This is a genomic window from Bacillus sp. EB106-06-01-XG163 (assembly GCF_058791615.1).
This window is the reverse complement of sequence record NZ_JBYTDS010000006.1, coordinates 126405-147287: the sequence shown is the minus strand read 5'-3', so window position 1 is coordinate 147287 and position 20883 is coordinate 126405. Positions and strand designations below refer to the sequence as shown.

Here is a 20883-nt window from a genome sequence, read left to right as displayed (position 1 = left end):
CGTCTTCAAACTTGAACAGCTTACGTCTTTTCTTCGGGAAAGGCTTTTTTAGTTTAGATTAGAGTCTGCTGAAAATCATAACTAACGGCTGATGACATCACTGAAAGCAGATGTTGATGGCAGCATTTTGAGGATTTAGCTGAATGAATTCCCCTTAAATAGGATGCGGGAGAACACCCCGCATCCCTGTCTCTAACGATTTCTTAACCGATCAGCCGCTGCATTCTCAGCGCGAGCCGCAGGCGCATCGTCGTCTCCGGATCTTTTAAGCTTTTGCCGAGCAGTTCCTCGCATTTTTCTAAACGATAGATCACCGTATTTCGATGGACGTACAGGCGCTTAGCCGTTTCTGAAATCTGGCAGTGGGTCTCCAGATAAACAGACAGCGTATGAAGCAGGCTCTGGTCCTCCTTTTGCCGGTCGGCCAGGCTTTGGAGGGTGGCTTGGTAAAATTTCTTCACATCTTCCGCCGGAAGCAGGCGGAGCAGCTCCGGCACGTCTTTGGCATGATAGATTTGAATAAACTCCGCGCTTCTGGACAAATGCCCGGATGAAATGGCGTCTGAAGCTTCAGTAAAAGCGTCAGGGACGTCGATCAGCTTTTGGCATATGTTTGAGATGCCGAAGGAGACAGTCCGTTTAAATTGCGTCCGGACCTGCTTTTGAAACTGCTCCAAAAAGCTGATGACAGACGCGTGCATTTCATTCCAGCTGTCTGTCGCTTCAATTAAAAGAATACCGACATTTCCTTTAATAAAGAGATGAGGGGGAAACGGGAAGGATGACAGCTCCCCTTCAAGCAGATCAAATACATGATCGGAAACGAGCTGATTTTCGGTAAAGCTGATCGTTTTCTCATTTCGGTCAAGCTTTCCGCAAATGCACATGTATTTCTGATCCCAGCGGAGCCGGAATTCTTTGGCGCGGCTTTTGATTTCTTCATGGCCGGTAAACGAGCGGTCGATGAAATTGCTGAAAAATTCATTGCGCGCCCGTCTGCTGAATTGTTTGACGGCATTTTCTTTCAGCAGTTCAAAGGAAATGACGTTAGCCGCCTGTTCAATAGTCAAAATCATGCCTTTATCAGCGGTCTGCACCAGCTCCGGTATCACCAGATAACCGCAGTTTTTTTCAACATTCAGAATCGGCAGGACAGAATACGCCTTTCTGTCGGACAGCATGGAAAAGCAGGTGAAATAAGGCCCGGAAAGGGAATAACAGATGTTTTTCAATAAAGACGTGTCAATGGGTATGCGGTGGGACGATGATAAGAGTTTTGTATGCTGATCCAAAAGCAGCACGGGAAGCCGGAGAATGTCTGAGAGCTTCTTAAGCAGGGATTGCAGCCCTTTGCCGCTCATGATGTGGTTTGTGAATTTTTTATGGGCGTAAATGGCCTGCTGGAGCTCATTTGAACGCATATCAAGAATATGGCTCAGTGTGGCGTTGACGATATCTCCCAGCCTGATGTCTTCCGGCAGCTCAATAATCGGAAATTCATACCGGTCGGCAAGCTCCGCGGCATCTTTCGGAATGACATTAAGATAACGCTTCGTTTTGATCCCCAGTCCCGCGCAGCCCCGTTTTGCCATGAGGCGGATCAAATCTTTCAACAGCTGCGGGCGGTCCTTCAAGTGGTAAGCCGTGGTGACGAGCAATTCGTTTTTATGTAAAAAATCAGCGATGTCCGGCGCATCCATCATGTTGACGTGCTGCACCTCCCTCCAGCCGCCGGATTTGCCTGCGATTAATGCAGCCCGCTCATAAGCGGGAATCTTCATCACGTCATAAATGTTCATCAGTCAGTCTCCTTTCAGGTTCTAAAGACAACCATTGGTTAATATGAATAAAAATCATCAAAAATTATAGCGGTTTTGCTGATGTATTACGATCATAGTAGCAGTAAACTGGCAATCATAGCCGCATGTTGTGATAAAAACTGACAGAAAATCGTCATCCTTACAGGGAGGAAGATAAAATGGCCTATGACGTAATTGTAAAGGGTGCGAAAGCTGTGCGAAAAGGCGGAACAGAGCGGGCTGATATCGCCGTCAAGGACGGGAAAATCGCCTTGATCGGACCCGGCATTGACGAAAACGCGGAACAAGTGGTGCAGGCGGACGGCATGTATGTGTTTCCGGGCGCGGTCGATTGTCACGTCCATTTCAATGAACCCGGCCGAGAAGAATGGGAAGGCATTGAAACCGGCTCAAACATGCTGGCTGCCGGCGGCTGTACGGCTTATTTTGATATGCCGCTTAACTGCATCCCTTCGACGGTAACTGCTGAAAACCTGCTGGCAAAGGCGGAAATCGCCGAACGGAAGTCAGCGGTTGATTTTGCGCTTTGGGGCGGTTTGATGCCCGGATATACCGAACATATCCGGCCGATGGCAGAAGCGGGGGCAATCGGGTTTAAAGCGTTTCTGTCTAAATCGGGAACGGATGAATTTCAATCAGCCGATGAACGGACTCTTTTAAAGGGAATGAAGGAAATCGCGGCGTGCGGCAAGATTTTGGCCCTGCACGCAGAAAGCGACGCCCTCACCCGATTCCTTGAAGCCGAGTACGCGCTCCAAGGGAAAATTGATGCCCGCGCTTACGCTTCCTCACGTCCGGAAGAAGCCGAATGCGAGGCTGTGCAGCGGGCGATTGAATATGCAAGAGCGACGGGATGCGCGCTTCATTTTGTACATATCAGCACGAAACGGGCCGTGCTCTCCATTCAGCAGGCGAAAAAAGACGGATTGGATGTCACCGTTGAAACGTGTCCGCACTACTTATTATTCAGCTTTGAAGACTTCCTCAAAAAAGGGGCGGCCGCCAAATGCGCTCCGCCGCTCCGCTCAGAGGCTGATAAAGAGGAATTGATCGGAGTTTTGGCTGAGGGCCTGATTGATATGGTGTCTTCGGATCATTCTCCCTGTCATCCGTCTTTGAAACGCGAGGATAATATGTTTCTGTCGTGGGGCGGGATCAGCGGAGGCCAATTTACGCTTCTCGGCATGATTCAATTAGCGATCGATCATGGGATTCCGTTTGAACATGTGGCCCGATGGACGGCCGAAGCACCTGCCAAGCGCTTCGGTTTAACGAATAAAGGACGGCTTGAAGAGGGATTTGACGCTGATTTTGCCATCGTCCGGCCGGAACCTTTTACCGTCACAAAAGAAACGATGTTTTCCAAACATAAGCAAAGCCTGTATGAAGGCCGCACCTTTCCATACCGAATTGCTGCGACCTACAGCAAGGGACGCTGTGTGTATCAGGATGGAGGCCGTAAGCAGAGCGGGGCTTTCGGAACATTCCTGAAGCCTTCTCAAATAAAAGAGCCGATTCTCTGATGAGAATCGGTTTTTTTTGTCGTTTGGAAAGCGGGTCTCGTGGTATCTTTTTATAAAAAGGAGTAAAACACATTGTATGATCAAATCTTGAACATATTAACGGCATCCTGGTCGCGCAAGACTAGTACAAAATGGACGGAAGATTGCCCGGCCAAAGGCCAGTGCGGCGTGACGGCTTTAGTCATCCAAGATGTTTACGGCGGTGACATTCTCAAAACAAAAACCGGCACAAGCTGGCATTTTTATAACCGAATAGACGGGGAGATATATGATTTCACGAGCGGTCAGTTTTCAGAGCCGATCGTCTATCAGCACATTCTTTCTTCCAGAGATGAGGCATTTTCGGACACCAATGAACATCAGTATCGGTTCCTGAAAAGTGCATTCAGAAAAAACATGGAAACAGAAAGAGAAAAACACCTGTGATAAACTAGAGTGAGAGGTGAAGGATTGTGATTTATATCGGACTGACGGGGTGGGGGGATCATGACAGCATCTATCCGCCTAAAACAGCGGGCCCGCAAAAACTGCAGGCGTATTCCTCCCATTTTCCCATCGTTGAGCTGGACGCGAGCTTTTACGCGATACAGCCCGCCCGCAATAATGAAAGATGGGTCAAAGAGACGCCGGAATCTTTTCAATTTGTCATTAAGGCATATCAAGGAATGACGGGCCATCAGCGCGGCGATATTCCCTTTGAATCGAAGGAAGAAATGTTTGAGGCGTTTAAGCTGTCATTATCGCCGTATATAGAGCATGGAAAGCTTGCCATGGTGCTGTTCCAATTCCCGCCGTGGTTTGACTGCAAGAAAGAAAACGTCGCATATTTAAGATGGTGCAGGCAGCAGATGGGCGATATTCCGTGCGCGCTTGAATTCCGCAACCGGTCTTGGTTTTCCCCGCCATTTTATGAACAGACGCTTTCCTTTATGAAGGAGGAAGGCTGGATTCACAGCATATGTGACGAGCCGCAAATCGGCGAGGGCAGCATTCCGACCGTCCTGAAAGCAACGGATGAAGAAAAAACGCTTGTCCGTTTTCACGGACGGAACAAACAGGGCTGGATCAAACCAGACGGCGGACAAAACTGGCGTGAGGTCAGATATTTATACCGCTATAACAAACAGGAGCTCAAAGATTGGAAAAACAATCTTCAGGAGCTGAAAAAACAGTCGCGCAATCTGTATGTGCTCTTCAATAATAACTCAGGCGGAGACGCCGCCGATAACGGGCTTGAGATGCTTGAAATGTTAAATATCTCATATACCGGACTTGCTCCGAAGCAGCTCGACCTATTCAGCTAGAAAAGAGGTTTCAAGACACATGTCTTATCTTATTTTGATTATATTGGGATTTATCGCGGGAACGGTCGGCAGCCTGATCGGGCTTGGGGGAGGAATTATCATCGTGCCGGCAATGCTCTATTTAAGCACGATGACTCCGTTTTTCCATGACGTAACACCGCAGACTGCCATCGGCACGTCCCTTTTGGTGATTATTTTTACGGGCCTGTCATCAACTCTGGCCTATATGAAATATAAAACCGTTGACTACAAAAGCGGACTGATCTTTTTTATCGGTTCCGGCCCGGGAAGCATCATCGGCGCGTATTTGTCTAAACTTTTTAATGCGCATACGTTTTCCGTCTGGTTCGGACTTTTTATGATTTTGATTTCCATTACATTAATGCTGAAGGCGAAAGCAAAACCGGTCAATAAAGCGCATAAAGGCATGATCCGGACATATGAGGATGAATCGGGTGAGCTTTATACATATTCGTACCGTATTTTTACCGGTATCGTGATTGCCTTTTTCGTCGGTTTATTGGGCGGTCTTTTCGGCATTGGCGGCGGCTCTCTTATGGTTCCGGCCATGATGCTGTTATTTTTGTTCCCGCCGAAAGTGGCTGTGGCGACGTCAATGCTCATTATTTTCTTATCCTCCGTGACGGGTTCCGTGTCACATATCGCAGAGGGCCATGTCAATTGGCTGTATGCGCTGTGCCTCGTTCCGGGCGCGTGGTTCGGCGGCAAAATGGGCGCGTGGGTTAATAAGCGGGTGCAGACGAAAACGATCGTGCTTTTCATGCGGGTCGTCTTGATTTTGATCGGCTGTGAATTGATTTATCAAGGGATATTCAGCTAAAAGGTAGGAGAGATGGTATGTTAGAGAAGCTCCGTTTATATCATACGAATGATTTGCACAGCCATTTCGAAAATTGGCCGAAAATCGTACATTATATTGAGCAGAAGAGAAATGAACATGAAAAAGACGGGGAGGAAACACTCGTATTCGACATCGGCGATCATATGGACCGATTCCAAATGATAACGGAAGCGACCTTCGGCAAAGCGAATGTCGACTTGTTAAATCGGCTTGAGATCGATGCGGCTGCCGTCGGGAATAATGAAGGAATTACGCTGCCTCACGATGAGCTGGCGGATTTATATACCCATGCCGCGTTTCCCGTCATTGTGTCCAACCTGTTTGACGCGGATGGACAGCGGCCGGAATGGGCCGAGCCCTACGTGATCAAAACACTGAAAAACGGGATGACCGCCGGCATACTCGGCGTCACGGTGCCGTATTATCCCGTCTATCAAAAACTCGGCTGGACGGTGACGGATGCGGAAAAAAGCATTCAAGAATCACTTGACGATATCAAGGGCAAAGCGGACATCATCATTCTGCTTTCTCATTTAGGCCTGATCGATGACCGGGCCGCAGCGGAAAAATTTCCGGACATCGATGTCATTCTTGAATCACATACGCACCACCTTCTTGAGGACGGACAGGACATAAACGGCGTATTGCTTGCATGTGCGGAGAAATACGGGAACTATGTCGGCTGTGTCGAGCTGACGATAGAAAGTGAATCACGAACCATTGTCAGCAAACAGGCGTCTGTACAGAAAATGGCTGATTGGCAAGGGGAATCTGAAGATACGGCGGCTTTTCTGAAAGAGAAGGAACGGGAAGCGGAAAACCTGCTCTCCGAACAAGTCGCCAACCTGAATGAAGAAGCCGGCGTGAAGTGGTTTGAGGAATCGCCGCTCCCGCTTCTATTAGCCGAAGCGCTGAAAAGCTGGTGCGGCTGTGAAGTCAGCATGGTGAATTCAGGCGTCATTTTGGGGCCTTTACAGAAGGGGCCTGTCACAAAACTTGACCTGCACCGCATCTGCCCTCATCCGATCAATCCGGTCGCCGTGCGTCTTTCAGGCAGGGAACTCCAGGAAACAATCAGCCAGGCCGCCTCGGAACAAATGGAGCAGCTGCGGATTAAAGGCCTCGGCTTCCGCGGGGAAGTGATGGGCAGGATGGTATATGCCGGAGCAGAGGCAGAGGCCGGCATTCTTGAAGACGGTGTGACGCATCTCCTCAATGTGAAAGTGAACGGAGAAGAGATTGATCCGGAGCGGATATACTCGGTTGCCGTTCTCGACATGTTTACACTCGGAAAGCTGTTCCCTTACATCCGCGATTCAAAAGAAAAGCAATACTTTATGCCGGAGTTTTTAAGGGATCTGCTCGCCTGGAAGCTCGCGCGGCAGCCGTAATGTCAGATATCCGCCGGCCGTTCCATTACATCCGAGTGAAGGTAAGCGGGACTTTTTAAGAGTGAAAATAAAATACTATGTCCCCTCTTACAAGCATACATTGTGATATGTAAGGGGGGATTTTTCTTGCCTAGATACCGGAGCGCTCTTCGCAAGAGAGGGCCTTTGCCTTTTCGATATGTGCTTCTTCTGTCGTTTGCTTTTTTTATCATATCGACGGTCATCAGCCTTTGGATGATCAACTCCTCAATCAAACCGGTGCTGATGAACATAGGAGAAATGGAAACCAAACGGGTGGCGACAGAGGTCATTACGGAATCCATTGAAGAATACATGTCTCACAGCGACAATGTGAAAGATATGGTCGATATGAAAACGGATGAAAACGGAAAAGTCACAACGATGGATTTTAATACACAAATGGTCAACAGCATGAAGGCGAAAGTGACAAAGCAGCTTCAGGCTCATCTGAAGGAAGCGGAGTCGAACAATAAGCAGCATGAAACGGAAAAAGGCGCGAAAACGGCCGATGAAATTATGATCGATATTCCCTTAGGGCAGGTCACGGGAAACAGCATTCTCGGAAATCTGGGGCCGAAAATCCCCGTGCGCTTTAACCTGATCGGTGATGCGTTAACTGATGTGAAAACAAAAATAAAGCCGTACGGCATTAACAATGCCCTGATCGATATCAGTATTTTTGTGGAAATAAAAGTGAAGGTCATTATTCCGTTTGCCAGTAAGACATCAGTCGTGACAAATAATATTCCGGTCTCCATTAAAGCGATTCAAGGAGAGGTGCCGCAGTTTTATAACGGAAGCGGCGGGTCAGGTGTGACGCCTTCCGTCCAGCTGCCGAGTGAAAAACAGAAGAAAGATAAATAAAAACACACAGCCGCAATCTTTCCTGGCGGCTGTGTGTTTACTTTTTCCTGCGGATTTCTTTTCGTTCCCATGCCCTTAAATGGGGATACGGATCAAAAGACCATTCCGATCTGCCGTTATCTTTATACATCCCGTAGTGAAGATGCGGCGGGAATTTTCCCGCGGTGCCCGGCGGTCCGTACCCGGAACTGCCGACAGAGCCGATCACCTCTCCGGGTTTGACGATCTGGCCTTTATGCACACCTTTTGCAAAGCCGTTCAGGTGAGCGAAGTAGTGATACGTGTTATTGATATCCCTGATGCCGATTCTCCAGCCGCCGAAACGGTTCCAGCCCTTCATTTCAACAATACCGTAGCAGGTCGATCTGACGGGGAGCCCGTAATGAGCGAACAGATCCGTTCCTTCGTGAATCCGGCGCCCGCCGAAACCCCGTGCGGCGCCCCATGTGCTGCGGTAGCTGTAATCCGTCTTCACGGGAAGCGGAAAAGCGTGCTCTCCGAGATCAAGGCGGCCGAACGTTTTAAACAGTGTCATGAATTCGGTGATAATGCCGACCGTCTGATCACGGCGGTAATAATTCCAGAGACCGATGCGGATATGGTCAAGATCGGTTCCGAATCCCGCTAAATACTGAGCAAATGTATAAAGGATATCCTCATCATTGCTTACCTCGGCTTTTCCGTCGCCGTCGCCGTCCAGGCCGATCCCGTCAAATACTTTAATGCTGAGAGGCGCATCGTCCTTAGGATTTGGATTTTCAGGGCCGCTCCACAAATGATCCGGAATATAAATGCTGATGATTCCCGCTTTTTCCGGCAGATCCTTTCGGTTCGAGCGGACATTTTCTTCATATTGATCAACTGCCGCAAGCACATACCAAGGAATCTGCGTGACTGCTTCGGCTTTGCGGTACAACTGCATCCGTTCGCCGTAAACAAGAGCCGATTGTTCTTTCCCGCTTGCAGCCGGACAGAAAACTGAAAAAAGGAGAAGAGCAGATAACAGAACTTTCACAACATGATCTCCTTTCAGGATTGAATACAAATAGTTTGCGGCAACAATCCGAGAAAATGTAAGTAATTCTCTTCCCTTGTCGAGAAATTTTTCCTATGTTAAAGTGACTATTGAATAGAAATCCGCAAGTTTTATGTCCATCGTGAAATAGAAATTTTTCGCACACGAACATGAATAAAGGGATAATGGAGATGATGGGGAAATGGCAAAGAAAGACGAGCATCTGAGAAAGCCGGAATGGCTCAAAATAAAGCTGAACACGAATGAAAACTATACGGGTCTGAAAAAATTAATGCGTGAAAATAATCTGCATACCGTATGTGAAGAAGCAAAATGCCCGAACATCCATGAATGCTGGGCTGTCAGACGTACGGCGACGTTCATGATTCTCGGTTCCGTCTGTACGAGAGCATGCCGCTTCTGCGCTGTAAAAACGGGTCTGCCGACCGAGCTGGATCTGCAGGAACCGGAACGCGTAGCTGATTCCGTCGCGCTGATGAATTTAAAACACGCCGTCATCACGGCCGTAGCGCGTGATGATCAGAAAGACGGCGGAGCAGGCGTCTTTGCGGAAACGGTCCGGGCGATCCGCAGAAAAAGCCCGTTCACGACAATTGAAGTGCTGCCATCCGATATGGGCGGAAATTACGACAACCTGAAAACATTAATGGATACCCGTCCTGATATTCTGAACCACAACATTGAAACCGTCCGCCGCCTGACACCGAGAGTCCGGGCCCGCGCAACATATGACCGTTCTTTGGAATTCTTGCGCCGTGCGAAAGAAATGCAGCCTGACATCCCGACGAAATCAAGCATTATGATCGGTCTCGGCGAAACGAAGGAAGAAATTATTGAAGTGATGGACGACCTGCTTGCGAACAATGTCGACATCATGGCGATCGGCCAATACCTGCAGCCGTCGAAAAAACATTTAAAAGTCCAAAAATATTATCATCCGGACGAATTTGCCGAACTGAAAGAAATCGCGATGCAAAAAGGCTTCAGCCACTGTGAAGCAGGCCCGCTTGTCCGTTCTTCCTACCATGCGGATGAACAAGTGAACGAAGCGTCTAAAAAACGCCAGGCCCAAGCATAAGATAAGCCGAAAAAACCCAAAACGCCGCAGGTTTTGGGTTTTTTGTGATGGAGCCGTTTTTGCAGGGAAAAAGTCATTCTTGAATAAGGATCGTCTGAACCGCTAAACTGGATATAAAGAGGAAAAATTCTCCGTCCGTCCGAACCGTCTCATTTTGCAATTGATGGACAGAAGTCAATGAATTATGATAGTAAAGAGTGATAAAAGAGGTGAAGACATGATTCTTATTCAAAATGCCGAGTTTGAACTCGTACACGATTTTAAAAACGGCTTTAATGAAGAAGCGTTCAAAGCCCGCTATTCGGACATATTAAATAAATATGATTACATTGTGGGAGACTGGGGATACAGTCAGCTGCGGCTCAAAGGCTTCTTTGATGACCAGAATCAAAAAGCAACCTTTGAAACGAAAATCAGCACATTGGACGAATACATTTACGAATACTGCAATTTCGGCTGCGCGTATTTTGTTTTAAAACGAATCAGAAAATAATTGATGCAGAAGGGGATGCTGTCACGTGTATTTTGTTGACAGAAATAATATCGAACAAACACTCCGTTTTTTTGAGACCCAGCTGGCGCTGTTTGACAGCACGCCTGCATGGGAGAGCGAGATCGAAAAAAGGGCGCTTGAGCGGATCAGCCATCTTATGATCGAATGCATTCTCGATGTCGGAAATGATATGATTGACGGCTTTATCATGCGCGATCCGGGCAGTTATGACGACATCATGGATATTCTGACGGATGAAAAGGTGGTAGCTGAGGATGAAGGAAATAAGCTGAAGCAACTGATCTCTTCCAGAAAGCAGCTTGTCCAGGAATATCAGCACGCCGATTATCAAGAGCTGTTTACGCTGATCACGTCAAACAGAGATGTGCTGAAAGCCTTTCCGGCCCGTGTAAGAACCTACCTGGAAACAGAATTAGGGCCTGTTTCCGCATTTAAATAACAACGAGTGAGAAAATCCACAGGAGTGTTGAGTATGAAGGATTATAAAGGATATTTGATAGATTTGGACGGCACAATGTACAACGGGACGGAAAAAATCGAAGAAGCGTGTGAATTCGTGAGAACGCTTAAAGCGCGCGGCATTCCGTATTTATTCGTGACGAACAATTCTTCCCGGACGCCGAAGCAGGTGGCGGACAAGCTGATGAGCTTTGACATTCCGGCATCTGAAGAGCAGGTCTTCACGACGAGCATGGCGACTGCGCAGCATATCGCCCAGGAGAAAAAAGACGCGTCGGTGTATGTGATCGGCGAAGAAGGCATCCGTCAGGCCATTGAAGAAAACGGGCTGAGCTTCGGAGAAGAAAACGCGGACTTTGTCGTTGTGGGAATCGACCGCGGCATTACATATGAAAAGTTGGCAACGGGATGCCTTGCGATCAGAAACGGCGCCCGGTTCATTTCAACAAACGGCGACGTTGCCATTCCGACTGAAAGAGGGCTTTTACCAGGGAACGGTTCGCTCACATCCGTTTTGACGGTGTCAACGGGCGTTGAGCCTGTCTTTATCGGCAAGCCTGAATCCATTATTATGGAACAGGCGATGCGTGTGCTCGGAACGGATATTTCCGAAACACTCATGGTCGGCGATAACTATGCAACGGATATTATGGCCGGCATCAATGCGGGCATGGATACGCTGCTGGTTCATACCGGAGTGACAAAGCGTGAGCATATGGCAGATTACGGCCAAAAGCCGACATATGCGATTGACTCTTTAACCGAATGGATTGAACATCTATAAAAAAAGGGACGGCCATGACGGCCGTCCTTATTCTGTATTTCTGGCGCTGTGAGCAAGCCGGCTTGAAGCCGCTGCTGCGATTGCGCCGACGATATCATCAAGAAACGTATGGCATTCGCCCGTAGATTTATCATTTAACCGCCCGAGAATGCCGGGTTTTTCTTTGTCAATGTAGCCGTAATTCGTAAAGCCGATTGAGCCGTATATATTCACGATAGAGAAGGCGAGCACCTCGTCAACCCCATACAGGCTTTCATCAATGGCCAGAATAGTCTGAAGCGGTTCAGACAGCTTTTTTTGTTCGGCGAGCACATCTAATTCTATTCCCGTTAAAATGGCGTTTTGCACCTCGCGTTTTGCGATGACACGGTCCACATTGAGCCTGCATACCTCCATCGTCAAATCAGGATGATATTTTTTTTGAAGGAAATACACCAGCTCGGCAATATCGTCCGTCTCAACCCCCCGTTCTTTTAAACGCGCCCTGGCGACAGCTTCCACCTGATTCAGTTGTTCCTTTTCTGACATTTGCTTCACCCAATCTTTTTTTACTAGTTTATACAACACTCTTCCGATGTGTACGATGTTTCTCCACTTGATTCAAAGGATTACAATATGTATTCATAATTCCGCCGGCGTATGACTACGATGTGAATAGCTCTAATTTTTCAGGCAGGTGATTATGATGAAAAGCATCATTAAAGAAAAATACGGCATCCACGTCAGACAGCTCTCCGTTTATCAGAAATACCAATGCTTCCAGACGCCTAATTCCTTCTTTCTTATAATTCCCGTTTCCGGGTTTTCGCAATCAGAGCTGACGGAGCTTTACTACATGAGTCAGTATTTACAAGAACAAAGTGACCCATACGTTTCAGTGTTTATCTTTACGAAGGAAGGAGAACTGACCTTTGAGGACGAAGGCAAAACGTATGCGCTCTTAAAAGCGCCGATTCCCGTCTCAAACCGGTCGTTTTCTGTCGGAGGGGAGCTTGCCGAATTTCACAGAAAAGGGCGGGGTTTTCCGTACGAAGTGAAAGAAGCGGGCAGGATCGGCCAATGGAAGGACTTATGGGGAAAACGGGTGGATCAGCTGGAATCATTCTGGATGCAGAAAATTCATATGTCTCCGCTTGAACCGTTCGAAAAGAAAATGATCGAAGCATTTCCTTATTATTCAGGCTTAGCGGAAAACGCTATTCAATATTTAGTGGATACGGAGCTGGATGACAATCCCGGCGCAGAAGACTCGGGGACAATCTGCCATCAGCGGATGGAACGGGATACCTGGTCGGAGGAATCATTGATCCGCATTCCGGGCGATTGGGTATTCGACCATGCCGCCCGTGATATTGCGGAATATATGCGCAGCACATATTTGTATCATCGTGACGACCTGCTCAAAGATGGGTTTTTGTTTCTGCAGGAATATGAGCAAGTTACGCCGTTATCCTCCTTTTCCAAGCGCCTGTTTTACAGCCGCCTGCTGTTTCCGCTCCATTTCTTCGAGACGGTGGAGAGCTATTACATTTCTCATGATTCTGAAAAACAGTTTTACGAAGAGCAGCTTGACTACATTCTTGCCGACTGCACCCGCTATGAACAGTTTTTACAGACATGTCACAACATGATGAATGTCAGGTCGACGCAGGTTTTTGTCCCGCCTGTGGCGTGGCTCGGAAAAGGAATCAGTTCGTAAGAAAATATGACGTAAAAATATTTAGAAAATAGGGAATCTTGTCATATCAGTGTGTTAAGCGTTTTCATAGCCGTAGAAACAATATTCAGCCGCTTGTCAAAACAAATGCGGGCTTATATAATATTTGTAACTTAAATGTCTGTGAAGGGTTAACAATTGTCCTTTTCTAGTGGACAAAAGGAAGAAAGGTGGAGTTTCTCTTTGGAAGCGATTCGTATTGGACTGTTAGGACTGGGAACCGTGGGAAGCGGAGTCGTCAAAATTATACAAGATCATCAGGATAAGCTTATGCACCAGGTCGGCTGTCCGGTGACGATCAAAAAAGTGCTAGTTAAAGATATTGATAAAAAACGAGACGCAGACCTGCCGAAAGAAGTGCTGACGACAGAAGTCTATGATGTGATCGATGACCCTGAGGTCGACGTGATTATTGAAGTCATCGGCGGTGTCGAACAGACGAAGCAATATCTTCTTGATGCCTTGAAAGCGAAAAAACATGTTGTGACCGCAAATAAAGATCTGATCGCCGTATACGGGTCAGAGCTTTTAGCCGCCGCAAAGGAAAATGGCTGTGACTTGTATTATGAAGCGAGTGTCGCCGGCGGAATCCCGATTTTACGCACGCTCGAAGAAGGCCTTTCCTCTGACCGGATCACAAAAATGATGGGAATCGTCAACGGAACGACGAACTTCATCTTAACGAAAATGATTAAAGAAAAAAGCCCGTATGAAGAAGTGCTGAAGGAAGCGCAGGATCTCGGATTCGCGGAAGCGGACCCGACCGCCGATGTAGAAGGGCTCGATGCCGCACGCAAGATGGCGATTTTAGCCCGTCTCGGCTTCTCTATGAATGTCGATCTGGACGATGTCAAAGTAAAAGGAATTTCCCGGATTACGGATGAAGACATCAGCTTCAGCAAACGGCTCGGCTATACGATGAAGCTGATCGGCATCGCCCAGCGTGATGACAATAAAATCGAAGTCAGCGTTCAGCCGACACTGCTGCCGGATCATCATCCGCTCTCTGCGGTGCATAACGAGTTTAATGCCGTTTACGTGTACGGAGAAGCCGTCGGCGAAACGATGTTTTACGGCCCCGGAGCCGGAAGCATGCCGACTGCGACATCGGTCGTTTCCGATCTGGTCGCGGTCATGAAAAACATGCGTCTCGGCGTAAACGGAAACAGCTTTGTCGCCCCGCAGTTTGAAAGAAATCTGAAGCAGCCGTCTGATATCTACGCCCAGCAGTTTTTAAGAATTCACGTCAAAGACCAGGTCGGCTCTTTTTCAAAAATCACATCGGCCTTCTCAGAGCGCGGCGTCAGCTTTGAAAAAATTCTGCAGCTGCCGATCAAAGGCCATGACGACCTCGCGGAAATCGTCATCGTCACGCATCATACATCGGAAGAAGATTTCAGTGACATTCTGCAAAACTTAAATGACCTCGAAGTCGTACAAGAAGTAAAAAGCACATATCGCGTAGAAGGGAACGGTTGGAGCTAATGTGGAAAGGACTCATCCATCAATATAAAGAATTTCTGCCGGTGACGGATCAGACGCCGGCCCTGACATTGCATGAAGGCAACACGCCGCTGATTCACCTGCCGAAACTTTCCGAAAAGCTCGGAATTGAACTGCATGTGAAAACAGAGGGCGTTAATCCGACGGGATCCTTTAAAGACCGCGGCATGGTCATGGCGGTCGCCAAAGCGAAAGAAGAAGGCAATGATACCATCATGTGCGCCTCTACAGGGAACACATCCGCGGCAGCTGCGGCATACGCGGCGAGAGCCGGCATGAAATGCATCGTCATCATCCCGGACGGAAAAATCGCCTTCGGAAAACTTGCGCAGGCCGTCATGTACGGTGCGGAAATCATCGCGATTGACGGAAACTTTGACGACGCGCTGGCCATCGTCCGGTCGATTTGCGAAAAATCACCGATTGCATTAGTGAATTCAGTAAACCCTTACCGGATTGAAGGGCAAAAAACAGCGGCCTTTGAAGTATGCGAACAGCTCGGCGGAGCGCCGGACATTCTGGCGATCCCGGTAGGAAACGCCGGGAATATCACGGCCTACTGGAAAGGGTTCAAAGAATACCATGAGAAAAACGGCACCGGACTTCCGAAGATGCGCGGTTTTGAGGCGGAAGGTTCTGCGGCTATCGTCCGCGGCGAAGTCATTAAAAATCCAGAGACCGTTGCGACGGCAATCCGAATCGGGAATCCTGCCAGCTGGGACAAAGCGGTGCTCGCTGCGGAAGAATCAGCCGGAAAAATTGATGAAGTCACAGATGAAGACATTCTTCACGCTTATCAGCTGATTGCCCGTGAAGAAGGCGTGTTTGCCGAACCGGGCTCCTGTGCATCCATCGCCGGCGTTTTGAAACAGGTAAAATCCGGTGAAATTCCAAAAGGCAGCAAGGTTGTCGCAGTTTTGACCGGAAACGGCCTGAAAGATCCGAACACGGCTGTAGACGTATCTGACATAAAACCGATTACGCTGCCGACAGATGAGGACAGTATTCTGGAATACTTAAATGGAGCGGCGCGTGTATGAATGAGGCGGAGATGCTGTTTTCCATTACGGTTCCGGGAAGCACCGCCAACTTAGGGCCTGGGTTTGATTCCGTCGGGATGGCGCTCAACAGATATTTGAAGCTTTCGGTTTTCCGAAACGATGAATGGCAGTTCTCGGCGGAAACCGAAACTGTTGCGGGCATCCCTCAAGGAACGGACAACCTCATCTACCAAGTCGCCAAACGGACGGCTGACCGCTATCAGAAAGAGCTGCCGCCCGCCCATGTCAAAGTGTGGAGTGACATCCCCCTTGCACGGGGTCTCGGAAGCAGCGCGGCCGCTATCGTCGCCGCCATTGAGCTTGCGGATGAGTTATGCGGCCTGCAGCTGTCGGAAAGCGACAAGCTGCACTTAGCCAGTCTTGAAGAGGGACACCCTGATAATGCCGCTGCTTCTCTTGCAGGAGGGCTTGTGATCGGCCTTCACGAAGAAGATGAAACACATATCGTGCGTGTTGCCGAAGCGGATATCGACGTTGTGGCAGTGATTCCGTTTTACGAAGTTCTGACCAGGGACGCAAGAGACGTGCTCCCGAAAGAGCTGCCGTACCGACGCGCCGTTAAAGCAAGCGCCGTCAGCAACCTTCTCGTTGCTGCGATCATGTCAAATGACTGGGCGCTCGCCGGGAAAATGATGAGAAAAGACATCCTCCATCAGCCGTACCGCGCCATGCTTGTTCCTGAGCTTTCAAAGGTGGAACATGCGGCCGAAATGAAAGGCGCCTACGGGACGGCGCTGAGCGGAGCGGGACCGACGATTCTTGTCCTGATTGAAAAAGGAAAGGGAGAAGAGCTGAGAAAGCAGCTTTCTGAGCATTTCCCCCACTGTGAGATTGCGGCGCTTACCGTCCCGTCAGAAGGAAGCGTAATTGAACGGAATCCTTTAGAGCAGGTGAAAAGTGTATAATGATAAAAAAGCGTTCTTCCCATCAGAGAAGGACGCTTTCTTTTTCTGGAGAAGGATTTTTATTTAGGGAAGCGAAATAAAAAAGAAAAGGAGGAGAAACGATTTGAAAAAACTCATAACCGAGGAGGACATTGCGACTCTCGTATCCGTGACAGACCCGCAATATGCCCCTGACGGCAGAAGAGCCGCTTACGTCCGGACAACAGTCAATCATAAGCGTGATTCCTATTCCTCAGCCATTATGGTATATGACACAGAATCCGGCATCTCAAACCCATGGACTTTCGGGGACAACAGAAATACAAGTCCGCGGTGGTCACCTGACGGACAGCGCCTCGCCTTTGTTTCTGACAGGGAGAACGGCGTCCCTCAGCTGTACATCATCGACGCTGCCGGCGGAGAGGCAAAGCAGGCGGCCGATATTCCTTGGGGCGTATCAGATCCGATATGGGCGCCCGACGGCAGATCCGTGCTTGTGTCCGTCAGTCTGACATCAGCGGAGCGCGCCGATGAGAAAGAAAAAAAGAAGCATGACGAGTATGAGCCGGTTGATATTCAGTCATTAACATATAAACGTGACGGGAAAGGCCTGCTGAACGGAAGCTGGGCCCAGCTTGTGCTGATTCATCTTGAAACGGGGGAGATTCAGCAGCTGACCGATCATGAAGCGGATCATTATGGCGCGGCCTTTTCACCGGATGGCAGGCAGCTTGCGTTTACCGCCAATTTATGCGAGCCGGGTGACGCCGGAAAGCCGAGCGATGTCTATCTGATGAATCTGGCGGACGGAAGCCTGAAGCAGATTACGCCGCACCGCGGTTCTTTCGGTTTCTGCGTGTTTTCACCAGACGGTTCTTATATCGCGATGCTGGGCCATGAAAATGAATTTCGCAATGCGACTTTAGAGAAAGCGTGGCTGTACGACGTGAAAACTGAGCGGCTCTCCTGCCTGACCGACATGCTGGATGTTCATTTGAGCGATGCGCTGCTTGCGGATTCAATCATAGGAGGAGTGACGCCTCGGCCGGTATGGACAAACGACGGGCAGGGTTTTTACGTTCTCGGGAGCGAGCAGGGAAGCACCGGTATTTATTATATCTCGATTGACGGCCTCGTATATCCGATCCGATTAGAAGAAGAGTATGTGAATGGTTTTGCTTTTCATCCTGATCAGAAAAGCTGTATCGCTGTCATTGCCAAACCCGCACAGCCTTCCGAGCTTTACAGCATTTCGCTCGAAGATGGGGAAGAGAAGCAATTGACATCCGACAATGATCGGTTTATTGAGGAGCGCATCATATCCGTGCCGGAAAAGCTGCAATATGAAACAAAGGACGGGCTGACGGTAAACGGCTGGTTTTTAAAGCCCGCCGTTTTTGAAGAGGATCAAACTTATCCGCTCATTCTATACATACACGGCGGGCCTCACATGATGTACGGCCATACGTATTTTCACGAATTCCAAGTGCTGGCCGCACAAGGATATGCTGTCGTGTATGTCAACCCGAGAGGAAGCCACGGCTACGGGCAGGATTTTGTCAATCGTGTCAGGGGTGATTACGGAGGCGGAGATTACCGTGATGTCATGCAGGCGGTGGATGAAGCTGTTCAGGCGTATCCGTTTATTGACAGCGGCCATCTCGGTGTGACGGGCGGAAGCTACGGAGGGTTTATGACGAATTGGATTGTCGGGCAGACCGGCCGTTTTAAAGCAGCCGTCACACAGCGCTCCATTTCAAATTGGTTCAGCTTCCACGGTGTCAGCGATATCGGTTTCTTTTTTACTGACTGGCAGCTCGGACATGATTTGTTTGAGGAAGCGGATAAGCTTTGGGATCGTTCTCCTGTAAAATATGCGTCCCGCGTTTCGACGCCGCTTTTGATCCTGCATGGTGAGCGAGATGACCGCTGTCCGATAGAGCAGGCGGAGCAGCTCTTTACCGCATTGAAGAAACTGAACAAAACGACGTCGTTCATCCGGTTTCCGAAAGCCACGCATGAGCTGTCGAGAAGCGGCCATCCGGAACAGCGGATGAAACGCATCCGTTATATTTGTTCATGGTTTGATGACTATTTGTAAAAAATAAAAAACCAGGCTGTCATGCAGCCTGGTTTTATGATTAAAATACTTGTTCTACTTCAACGACACCCGGTACTTCTTCAAGAAGGGCGCGTTCGATTCCGGCTTTCAGCGTAATCGTTGAACTTGGGCAGCTGCCGCATGCGCCAAGGAGGCGAAGTTTTACAATGCCTTCGTCTACATCAACAAGCTCACAGTCACCGCCGTCACGAAGCAGAAACGGACGTAATTTATCCAATACTTCCTGTACTTGCTCTTTCATTTCAACCTCAGTCATGAGATTCGCTCCTTTCATATACATAAAACCATTATATTCACAGTAACGGTAAAAATCTAATGTTTGGTTTGCAAAGCTGCTTTCCCCATTATAGCATATTTAAACTTGAACATAAAAACCGTTTTTTATACAAAAGCTGCCTCGTCCTTTGTATACTGGTGTAAAGGGGATGATATACATGACAAAGCCGGTTACGCTCAGTGTTTACGGCGCTGAAACGCTTTGCGCAAGCTGCGTGAATATGCCGAGCGCCAAAGATACGTTTGAATGGCTGGAGGCGGCGCTGCAACGGAAATATCCGGAGCAGCCTTTTCACATGCGGTATATTGATATTGACGCACCGCCTCAGCAAAAGGAGACAGAAGAGCTTGCGGAGCGCATCAGAAACGATGAATTTTTCTATCCGCTCGTGCTGGTGGAGGATGTCATTGTGGGGGAAGGGAATCCGCATTTAAAAGATATATATGAAGAAATGGAAAAGCGCGGCTATGTTGCGGGCTCTTAAAAATGGCCGCTGATCGCAATCAGCGGCTTTTTTCTTATCAGCCGTTATGATGCTTGTACATCCATAAAAGGCCTGATTTTAATAAACGGGGCACACGCCCGATGAGCGGACGGTCGTTGACAAGACCGAAGCCCGCTTTTTTTCCGAGTGAACCGAGAACGCCTTTCAGCTTAAATTGCGGCATTGTTTCCGGCAGCTCTTCATTGTTCCAGCGTTTCAGGAGGATCTGCACAATTTGTTCCGCCTGTGCTTCAGCCAGCTGGGCGCTCGGCGCATGCGGCAGGCTCGCGCAATCACCGACGACGTAAACATGCTCATCGCCCGGAAGGTTGTGATGCGGTGTTAAAACGATGCGGCCTTGCGGATCTTTTTCAGCGTCCAGTTCTCTGACGGCTTTATTCGGCTGAATTCCCGCCGTCCACACGATGGCATCGGCCGCTATTCCTTCATCATGATTATAAACGATCCCGTCTTCCACTTTTGTAATATTCGCATTATTGATAATGGTGACGCCGTGTTCTTCAAACCATTTCTGAACATACTTGCTGAGTCTTTTCGGAAAGCTTGATAAAATCAGGTCGCCCCGGTCAAATAACATAATCTTCAGATCGTCACGGCTCTCTCTTAATTCACTGGCAAGCTCCACGCCGCTTAATCCCGCTCCGACGATAGCGACAGATGCATTGGCGCCGAGGTTGTTCAGCTTTTGATAGGCTTCGCGTGACTGATCAATGGTCTGAATGCTGTAAGTATGTTCCGGCGCGCCGGGCACGTTATGATACTTATCCTCGCAGCCCAGTCCGATCACCGCGTCATCGTAAGAAATCGGTTCGCGGTCATGAAACAGAACCTGTTTGTTTTTCGTGTCGATGGAAGCCACCTCACCGTATTGAACATCCAGATTCGGATGCTCAGGAAAAGACACCCTGATATGATGATCAGAAATCGTGCCGGCGGCGAGCGCATAATATTCTGTTTTTAAGCAGTGATACGGGTTTCTGTCAATCAGCGTGATGGATATATCTGACGGAAGCTGGTTCGGCAGTAAGCGGTGCAGCACCCGCATGTTTCCGTACCCCCCGCCGATCAAGACCAATTTTTTCATAATGATTCCCCTTTTGCCCGAAAAATATGGTAGTCAATGTTGTTACAAAATAACGAACTATGTAAAATAACATC

At 48.7% G+C, this 20883-nt stretch carries 21 protein-coding genes; 16 read left to right on the top strand and 5 right to left on the bottom strand.

Translation table 11 applies throughout. The annotated features are described in order from the left end of the window. Positions 1-203: 203 nt before the first annotated feature. Positions 204-1799 carry a PucR family transcriptional regulator gene (locus AC3WTF_RS09505; protein ID WP_012118361.1) on the bottom strand — a complete coding sequence of 532 codons (1596 nt, stop codon included), beginning with the start codon at positions 1797-1799 and terminating at the stop codon, positions 204-206. Positions 1800-1978: 179 nt separating this feature from the next. Between AC3WTF_RS09505 and AC3WTF_RS09500 the strand changes: the two genes are divergently transcribed. The 6 genes from AC3WTF_RS09500 to yunB all read left to right on the top strand — a co-directional run bounded on the left by AC3WTF_RS09500 (position 1979) and on the right by yunB (position 7785). Further along, the gene (locus AC3WTF_RS09500) at positions 1979-3343 is read left to right on the top strand and encodes an allantoinase (protein WP_032867130.1); all 1365 of its coding nucleotides are present in this window, start codon (positions 1979-1981) and stop codon (positions 3341-3343) included. A gap of 72 nt (positions 3344-3415) precedes the next feature. After that, positions 3416-3769, top strand: a complete 354-nt coding sequence (locus tag AC3WTF_RS09495; protein ID WP_007408736.1) for a YunG family protein — start codon at positions 3416-3418, stop codon at positions 3767-3769. 26 nt (positions 3770-3795) lie between these two features. Continuing rightward, positions 3796-4647, top strand: a complete 852-nt coding sequence (locus tag AC3WTF_RS09490; RefSeq protein WP_014305754.1) for a DUF72 domain-containing protein — start codon at positions 3796-3798, stop codon at positions 4645-4647. 19 nt (positions 4648-4666) lie between these two features. After that, positions 4667-5488 carry a sulfite exporter TauE/SafE family protein gene (locus AC3WTF_RS09485; protein ID WP_007613562.1) on the top strand — a complete coding sequence of 274 codons (822 nt, stop codon included), beginning with the start codon at positions 4667-4669 and terminating at the stop codon, positions 5486-5488. 17 nt (positions 5489-5505) lie between these two features. Next, positions 5506-6900: a bifunctional metallophosphatase/5'-nucleotidase gene (locus AC3WTF_RS09480; protein ID WP_020956294.1), complete on the top strand. Its 1395-nt coding sequence runs from the start codon at positions 5506-5508 to the stop codon at positions 6898-6900. Between the two features lie 126 nt (positions 6901-7026). Continuing rightward, positions 7027-7785, top strand: a complete 759-nt coding sequence (gene yunB / locus AC3WTF_RS09475; protein ID WP_020954305.1) for a sporulation protein YunB — start codon at positions 7027-7029, stop codon at positions 7783-7785. A gap of 37 nt (positions 7786-7822) precedes the next feature. Here yunB and lytH read toward each other — a convergent pair whose 3' ends face one another. Continuing rightward, complete coding sequence (gene lytH, locus AC3WTF_RS09470; RefSeq protein ID WP_007408731.1) at positions 7823-8800, bottom strand: L-Ala--D-Glu endopeptidase; 978 nt, start codon at positions 8798-8800, stop codon at positions 7823-7825. Positions 8801-9002: 202 nt separating this feature from the next. Between lytH and lipA the strand changes: the two genes are divergently transcribed. The 4 genes from lipA to AC3WTF_RS09450 all read left to right on the top strand — a co-directional run bounded on the left by lipA (position 9003) and on the right by AC3WTF_RS09450 (position 11656). Continuing rightward, on the top strand, positions 9003-9899 hold the full coding sequence (gene lipA / locus AC3WTF_RS09465) for a lipoyl synthase (protein WP_003151923.1): 897 nt from the start codon (positions 9003-9005) through the stop codon (positions 9897-9899). A gap of 217 nt (positions 9900-10116) precedes the next feature. Continuing rightward, positions 10117-10392, top strand: coding sequence for a YutD family protein (locus tag AC3WTF_RS09460; protein WP_003151928.1), 276 nt, complete (start codon positions 10117-10119; stop codon positions 10390-10392). Between the two features lie 25 nt (positions 10393-10417). Next, the gene (locus tag AC3WTF_RS09455; protein ID WP_007408729.1) at positions 10418-10852 is read left to right on the top strand and encodes a DUF86 domain-containing protein; all 435 of its coding nucleotides are present in this window, start codon (positions 10418-10420) and stop codon (positions 10850-10852) included. A 33-nt stretch (positions 10853-10885) separates the two neighbouring features. Then, positions 10886-11656, top strand: coding sequence for a TIGR01457 family HAD-type hydrolase (locus tag AC3WTF_RS09450; RefSeq protein WP_007408728.1), 771 nt, complete (start codon positions 10886-10888; stop codon positions 11654-11656). 27 nt (positions 11657-11683) lie between these two features. Here the strand turns inward: AC3WTF_RS09450 and AC3WTF_RS09445 are convergent, their stop codons facing one another. After that, complete coding sequence (locus AC3WTF_RS09445) at positions 11684-12184, bottom strand: phosphatidylglycerophosphatase A family protein (RefSeq protein WP_003151934.1); 501 nt, start codon at positions 12182-12184, stop codon at positions 11684-11686. A 154-nt stretch (positions 12185-12338) separates the two neighbouring features. On the opposite strand from AC3WTF_RS09445, the gene cotNH reads away from it, so the two are divergent. From cotNH to AC3WTF_RS09420, 5 genes are all read left to right on the top strand, one after another. After that, entirely contained in the window at positions 12339-13355 is a 1017-nt protein-coding gene (gene cotNH / locus AC3WTF_RS09440) for a spore coat-associated protein CotNH (protein WP_106079978.1), read from the top strand. Positions 13356-13556: 201 nt separating this feature from the next. Beyond that, positions 13557-14858, top strand: a complete 1302-nt coding sequence (locus AC3WTF_RS09435; RefSeq protein WP_003151938.1) for a homoserine dehydrogenase — start codon at positions 13557-13559, stop codon at positions 14856-14858. Then, on the top strand, positions 14858-15916 hold the full coding sequence (gene thrC / locus AC3WTF_RS09430; RefSeq protein WP_041482465.1) for a threonine synthase: 1059 nt from the start codon (positions 14858-14860) through the stop codon (positions 15914-15916). Before AC3WTF_RS09435 ends, thrC begins: the two co-directional genes overlap by 1 nt. Continuing rightward, positions 15913-16842 carry a homoserine kinase gene (thrB, locus tag AC3WTF_RS09425; protein WP_492314242.1) on the top strand — a complete coding sequence of 310 codons (930 nt, stop codon included), beginning with the start codon at positions 15913-15915 and terminating at the stop codon, positions 16840-16842. The genes thrC and thrB overlap by 4 nt, the downstream gene beginning before the upstream one ends. Positions 16843-16945: 103 nt before the next feature. Next, a complete protein-coding gene (locus AC3WTF_RS09420) occupies positions 16946-18922 on the top strand; it encodes a S9 family peptidase (RefSeq protein ID WP_492314241.1) in 1977 nt (658 codons plus the stop codon). 40 nt (positions 18923-18962) lie between these two features. On the opposite strand, the gene AC3WTF_RS09415 is transcribed toward AC3WTF_RS09420, so the two are convergent. Further along, positions 18963-19298, bottom strand: a complete 336-nt coding sequence (locus AC3WTF_RS09415; protein WP_169510385.1) for a NifU family protein — start codon at positions 19296-19298, stop codon at positions 18963-18965. 79 nt (positions 19299-19377) lie between these two features. Between AC3WTF_RS09415 and AC3WTF_RS09410 the strand changes: the two genes are divergently transcribed. Further along, positions 19378-19704 carry a YuzD family protein gene (locus AC3WTF_RS09410; RefSeq protein ID WP_015240509.1) on the top strand — a complete coding sequence of 109 codons (327 nt, stop codon included), beginning with the start codon at positions 19378-19380 and terminating at the stop codon, positions 19702-19704. A gap of 37 nt (positions 19705-19741) precedes the next feature. On the opposite strand, the gene AC3WTF_RS09405 is transcribed toward AC3WTF_RS09410, so the two are convergent. Continuing rightward, entirely contained in the window at positions 19742-20809 is a 1068-nt protein-coding gene (locus tag AC3WTF_RS09405; RefSeq protein WP_020956288.1) for an NAD(P)/FAD-dependent oxidoreductase, read from the bottom strand. Positions 20810-20883: the final 74 nt, after the last annotated feature.

Excerpts from the sequence above, each read along its gene's own strand:
- AC3WTF_RS09505 (WP_012118361.1), bottom strand. The coding sequence starts at position 1,799 with ATGAACATTTATGACGTGATGAAGATTCCCGCTTATGAGCGGGCTGCA.
- AC3WTF_RS09500 (WP_032867130.1), top strand. The coding sequence starts at position 1,979 with ATGGCCTATGACGTAATTGTAAAGGGTGCGAAAGCTGTGCGAAAAGGC.
- AC3WTF_RS09485 (WP_007613562.1), top strand. The coding sequence starts at position 4,667 with ATGTCTTATCTTATTTTGATTATATTGGGATTTATCGCGGGAACGGTC.
- AC3WTF_RS09480 (WP_020956294.1), top strand. The coding sequence starts at position 5,506 with ATGTTAGAGAAGCTCCGTTTATATCATACGAATGATTTGCACAGCCAT.
- lipA (WP_003151923.1), top strand. The coding sequence starts at position 9,003 with ATGGCAAAGAAAGACGAGCATCTGAGAAAGCCGGAATGGCTCAAAATA.
- AC3WTF_RS09460 (WP_003151928.1), top strand. The coding sequence starts at position 10,117 with ATGATTCTTATTCAAAATGCCGAGTTTGAACTCGTACACGATTTTAAA.
- AC3WTF_RS09450 (WP_007408728.1), top strand. The coding sequence starts at position 10,886 with ATGAAGGATTATAAAGGATATTTGATAGATTTGGACGGCACAATGTAC.
- AC3WTF_RS09445 (WP_003151934.1), bottom strand. The coding sequence starts at position 12,184 with ATGTCAGAAAAGGAACAACTGAATCAGGTGGAAGCTGTCGCCAGGGCG.
- cotNH (WP_106079978.1), top strand. The coding sequence starts at position 12,339 with ATGATGAAAAGCATCATTAAAGAAAAATACGGCATCCACGTCAGACAG.
- thrC (WP_041482465.1), top strand. The coding sequence starts at position 14,858 with ATGTGGAAAGGACTCATCCATCAATATAAAGAATTTCTGCCGGTGACG.
- thrB (WP_492314242.1), top strand. The coding sequence starts at position 15,913 with ATGAATGAGGCGGAGATGCTGTTTTCCATTACGGTTCCGGGAAGCACC.
- AC3WTF_RS09410 (WP_015240509.1), top strand. The coding sequence starts at position 19,378 with ATGACAAAGCCGGTTACGCTCAGTGTTTACGGCGCTGAAACGCTTTGC.
- AC3WTF_RS09405 (WP_020956288.1), bottom strand. The coding sequence starts at position 20,809 with ATGAAAAAATTGGTCTTGATCGGCGGGGGGTACGGAAACATGCGGGTG.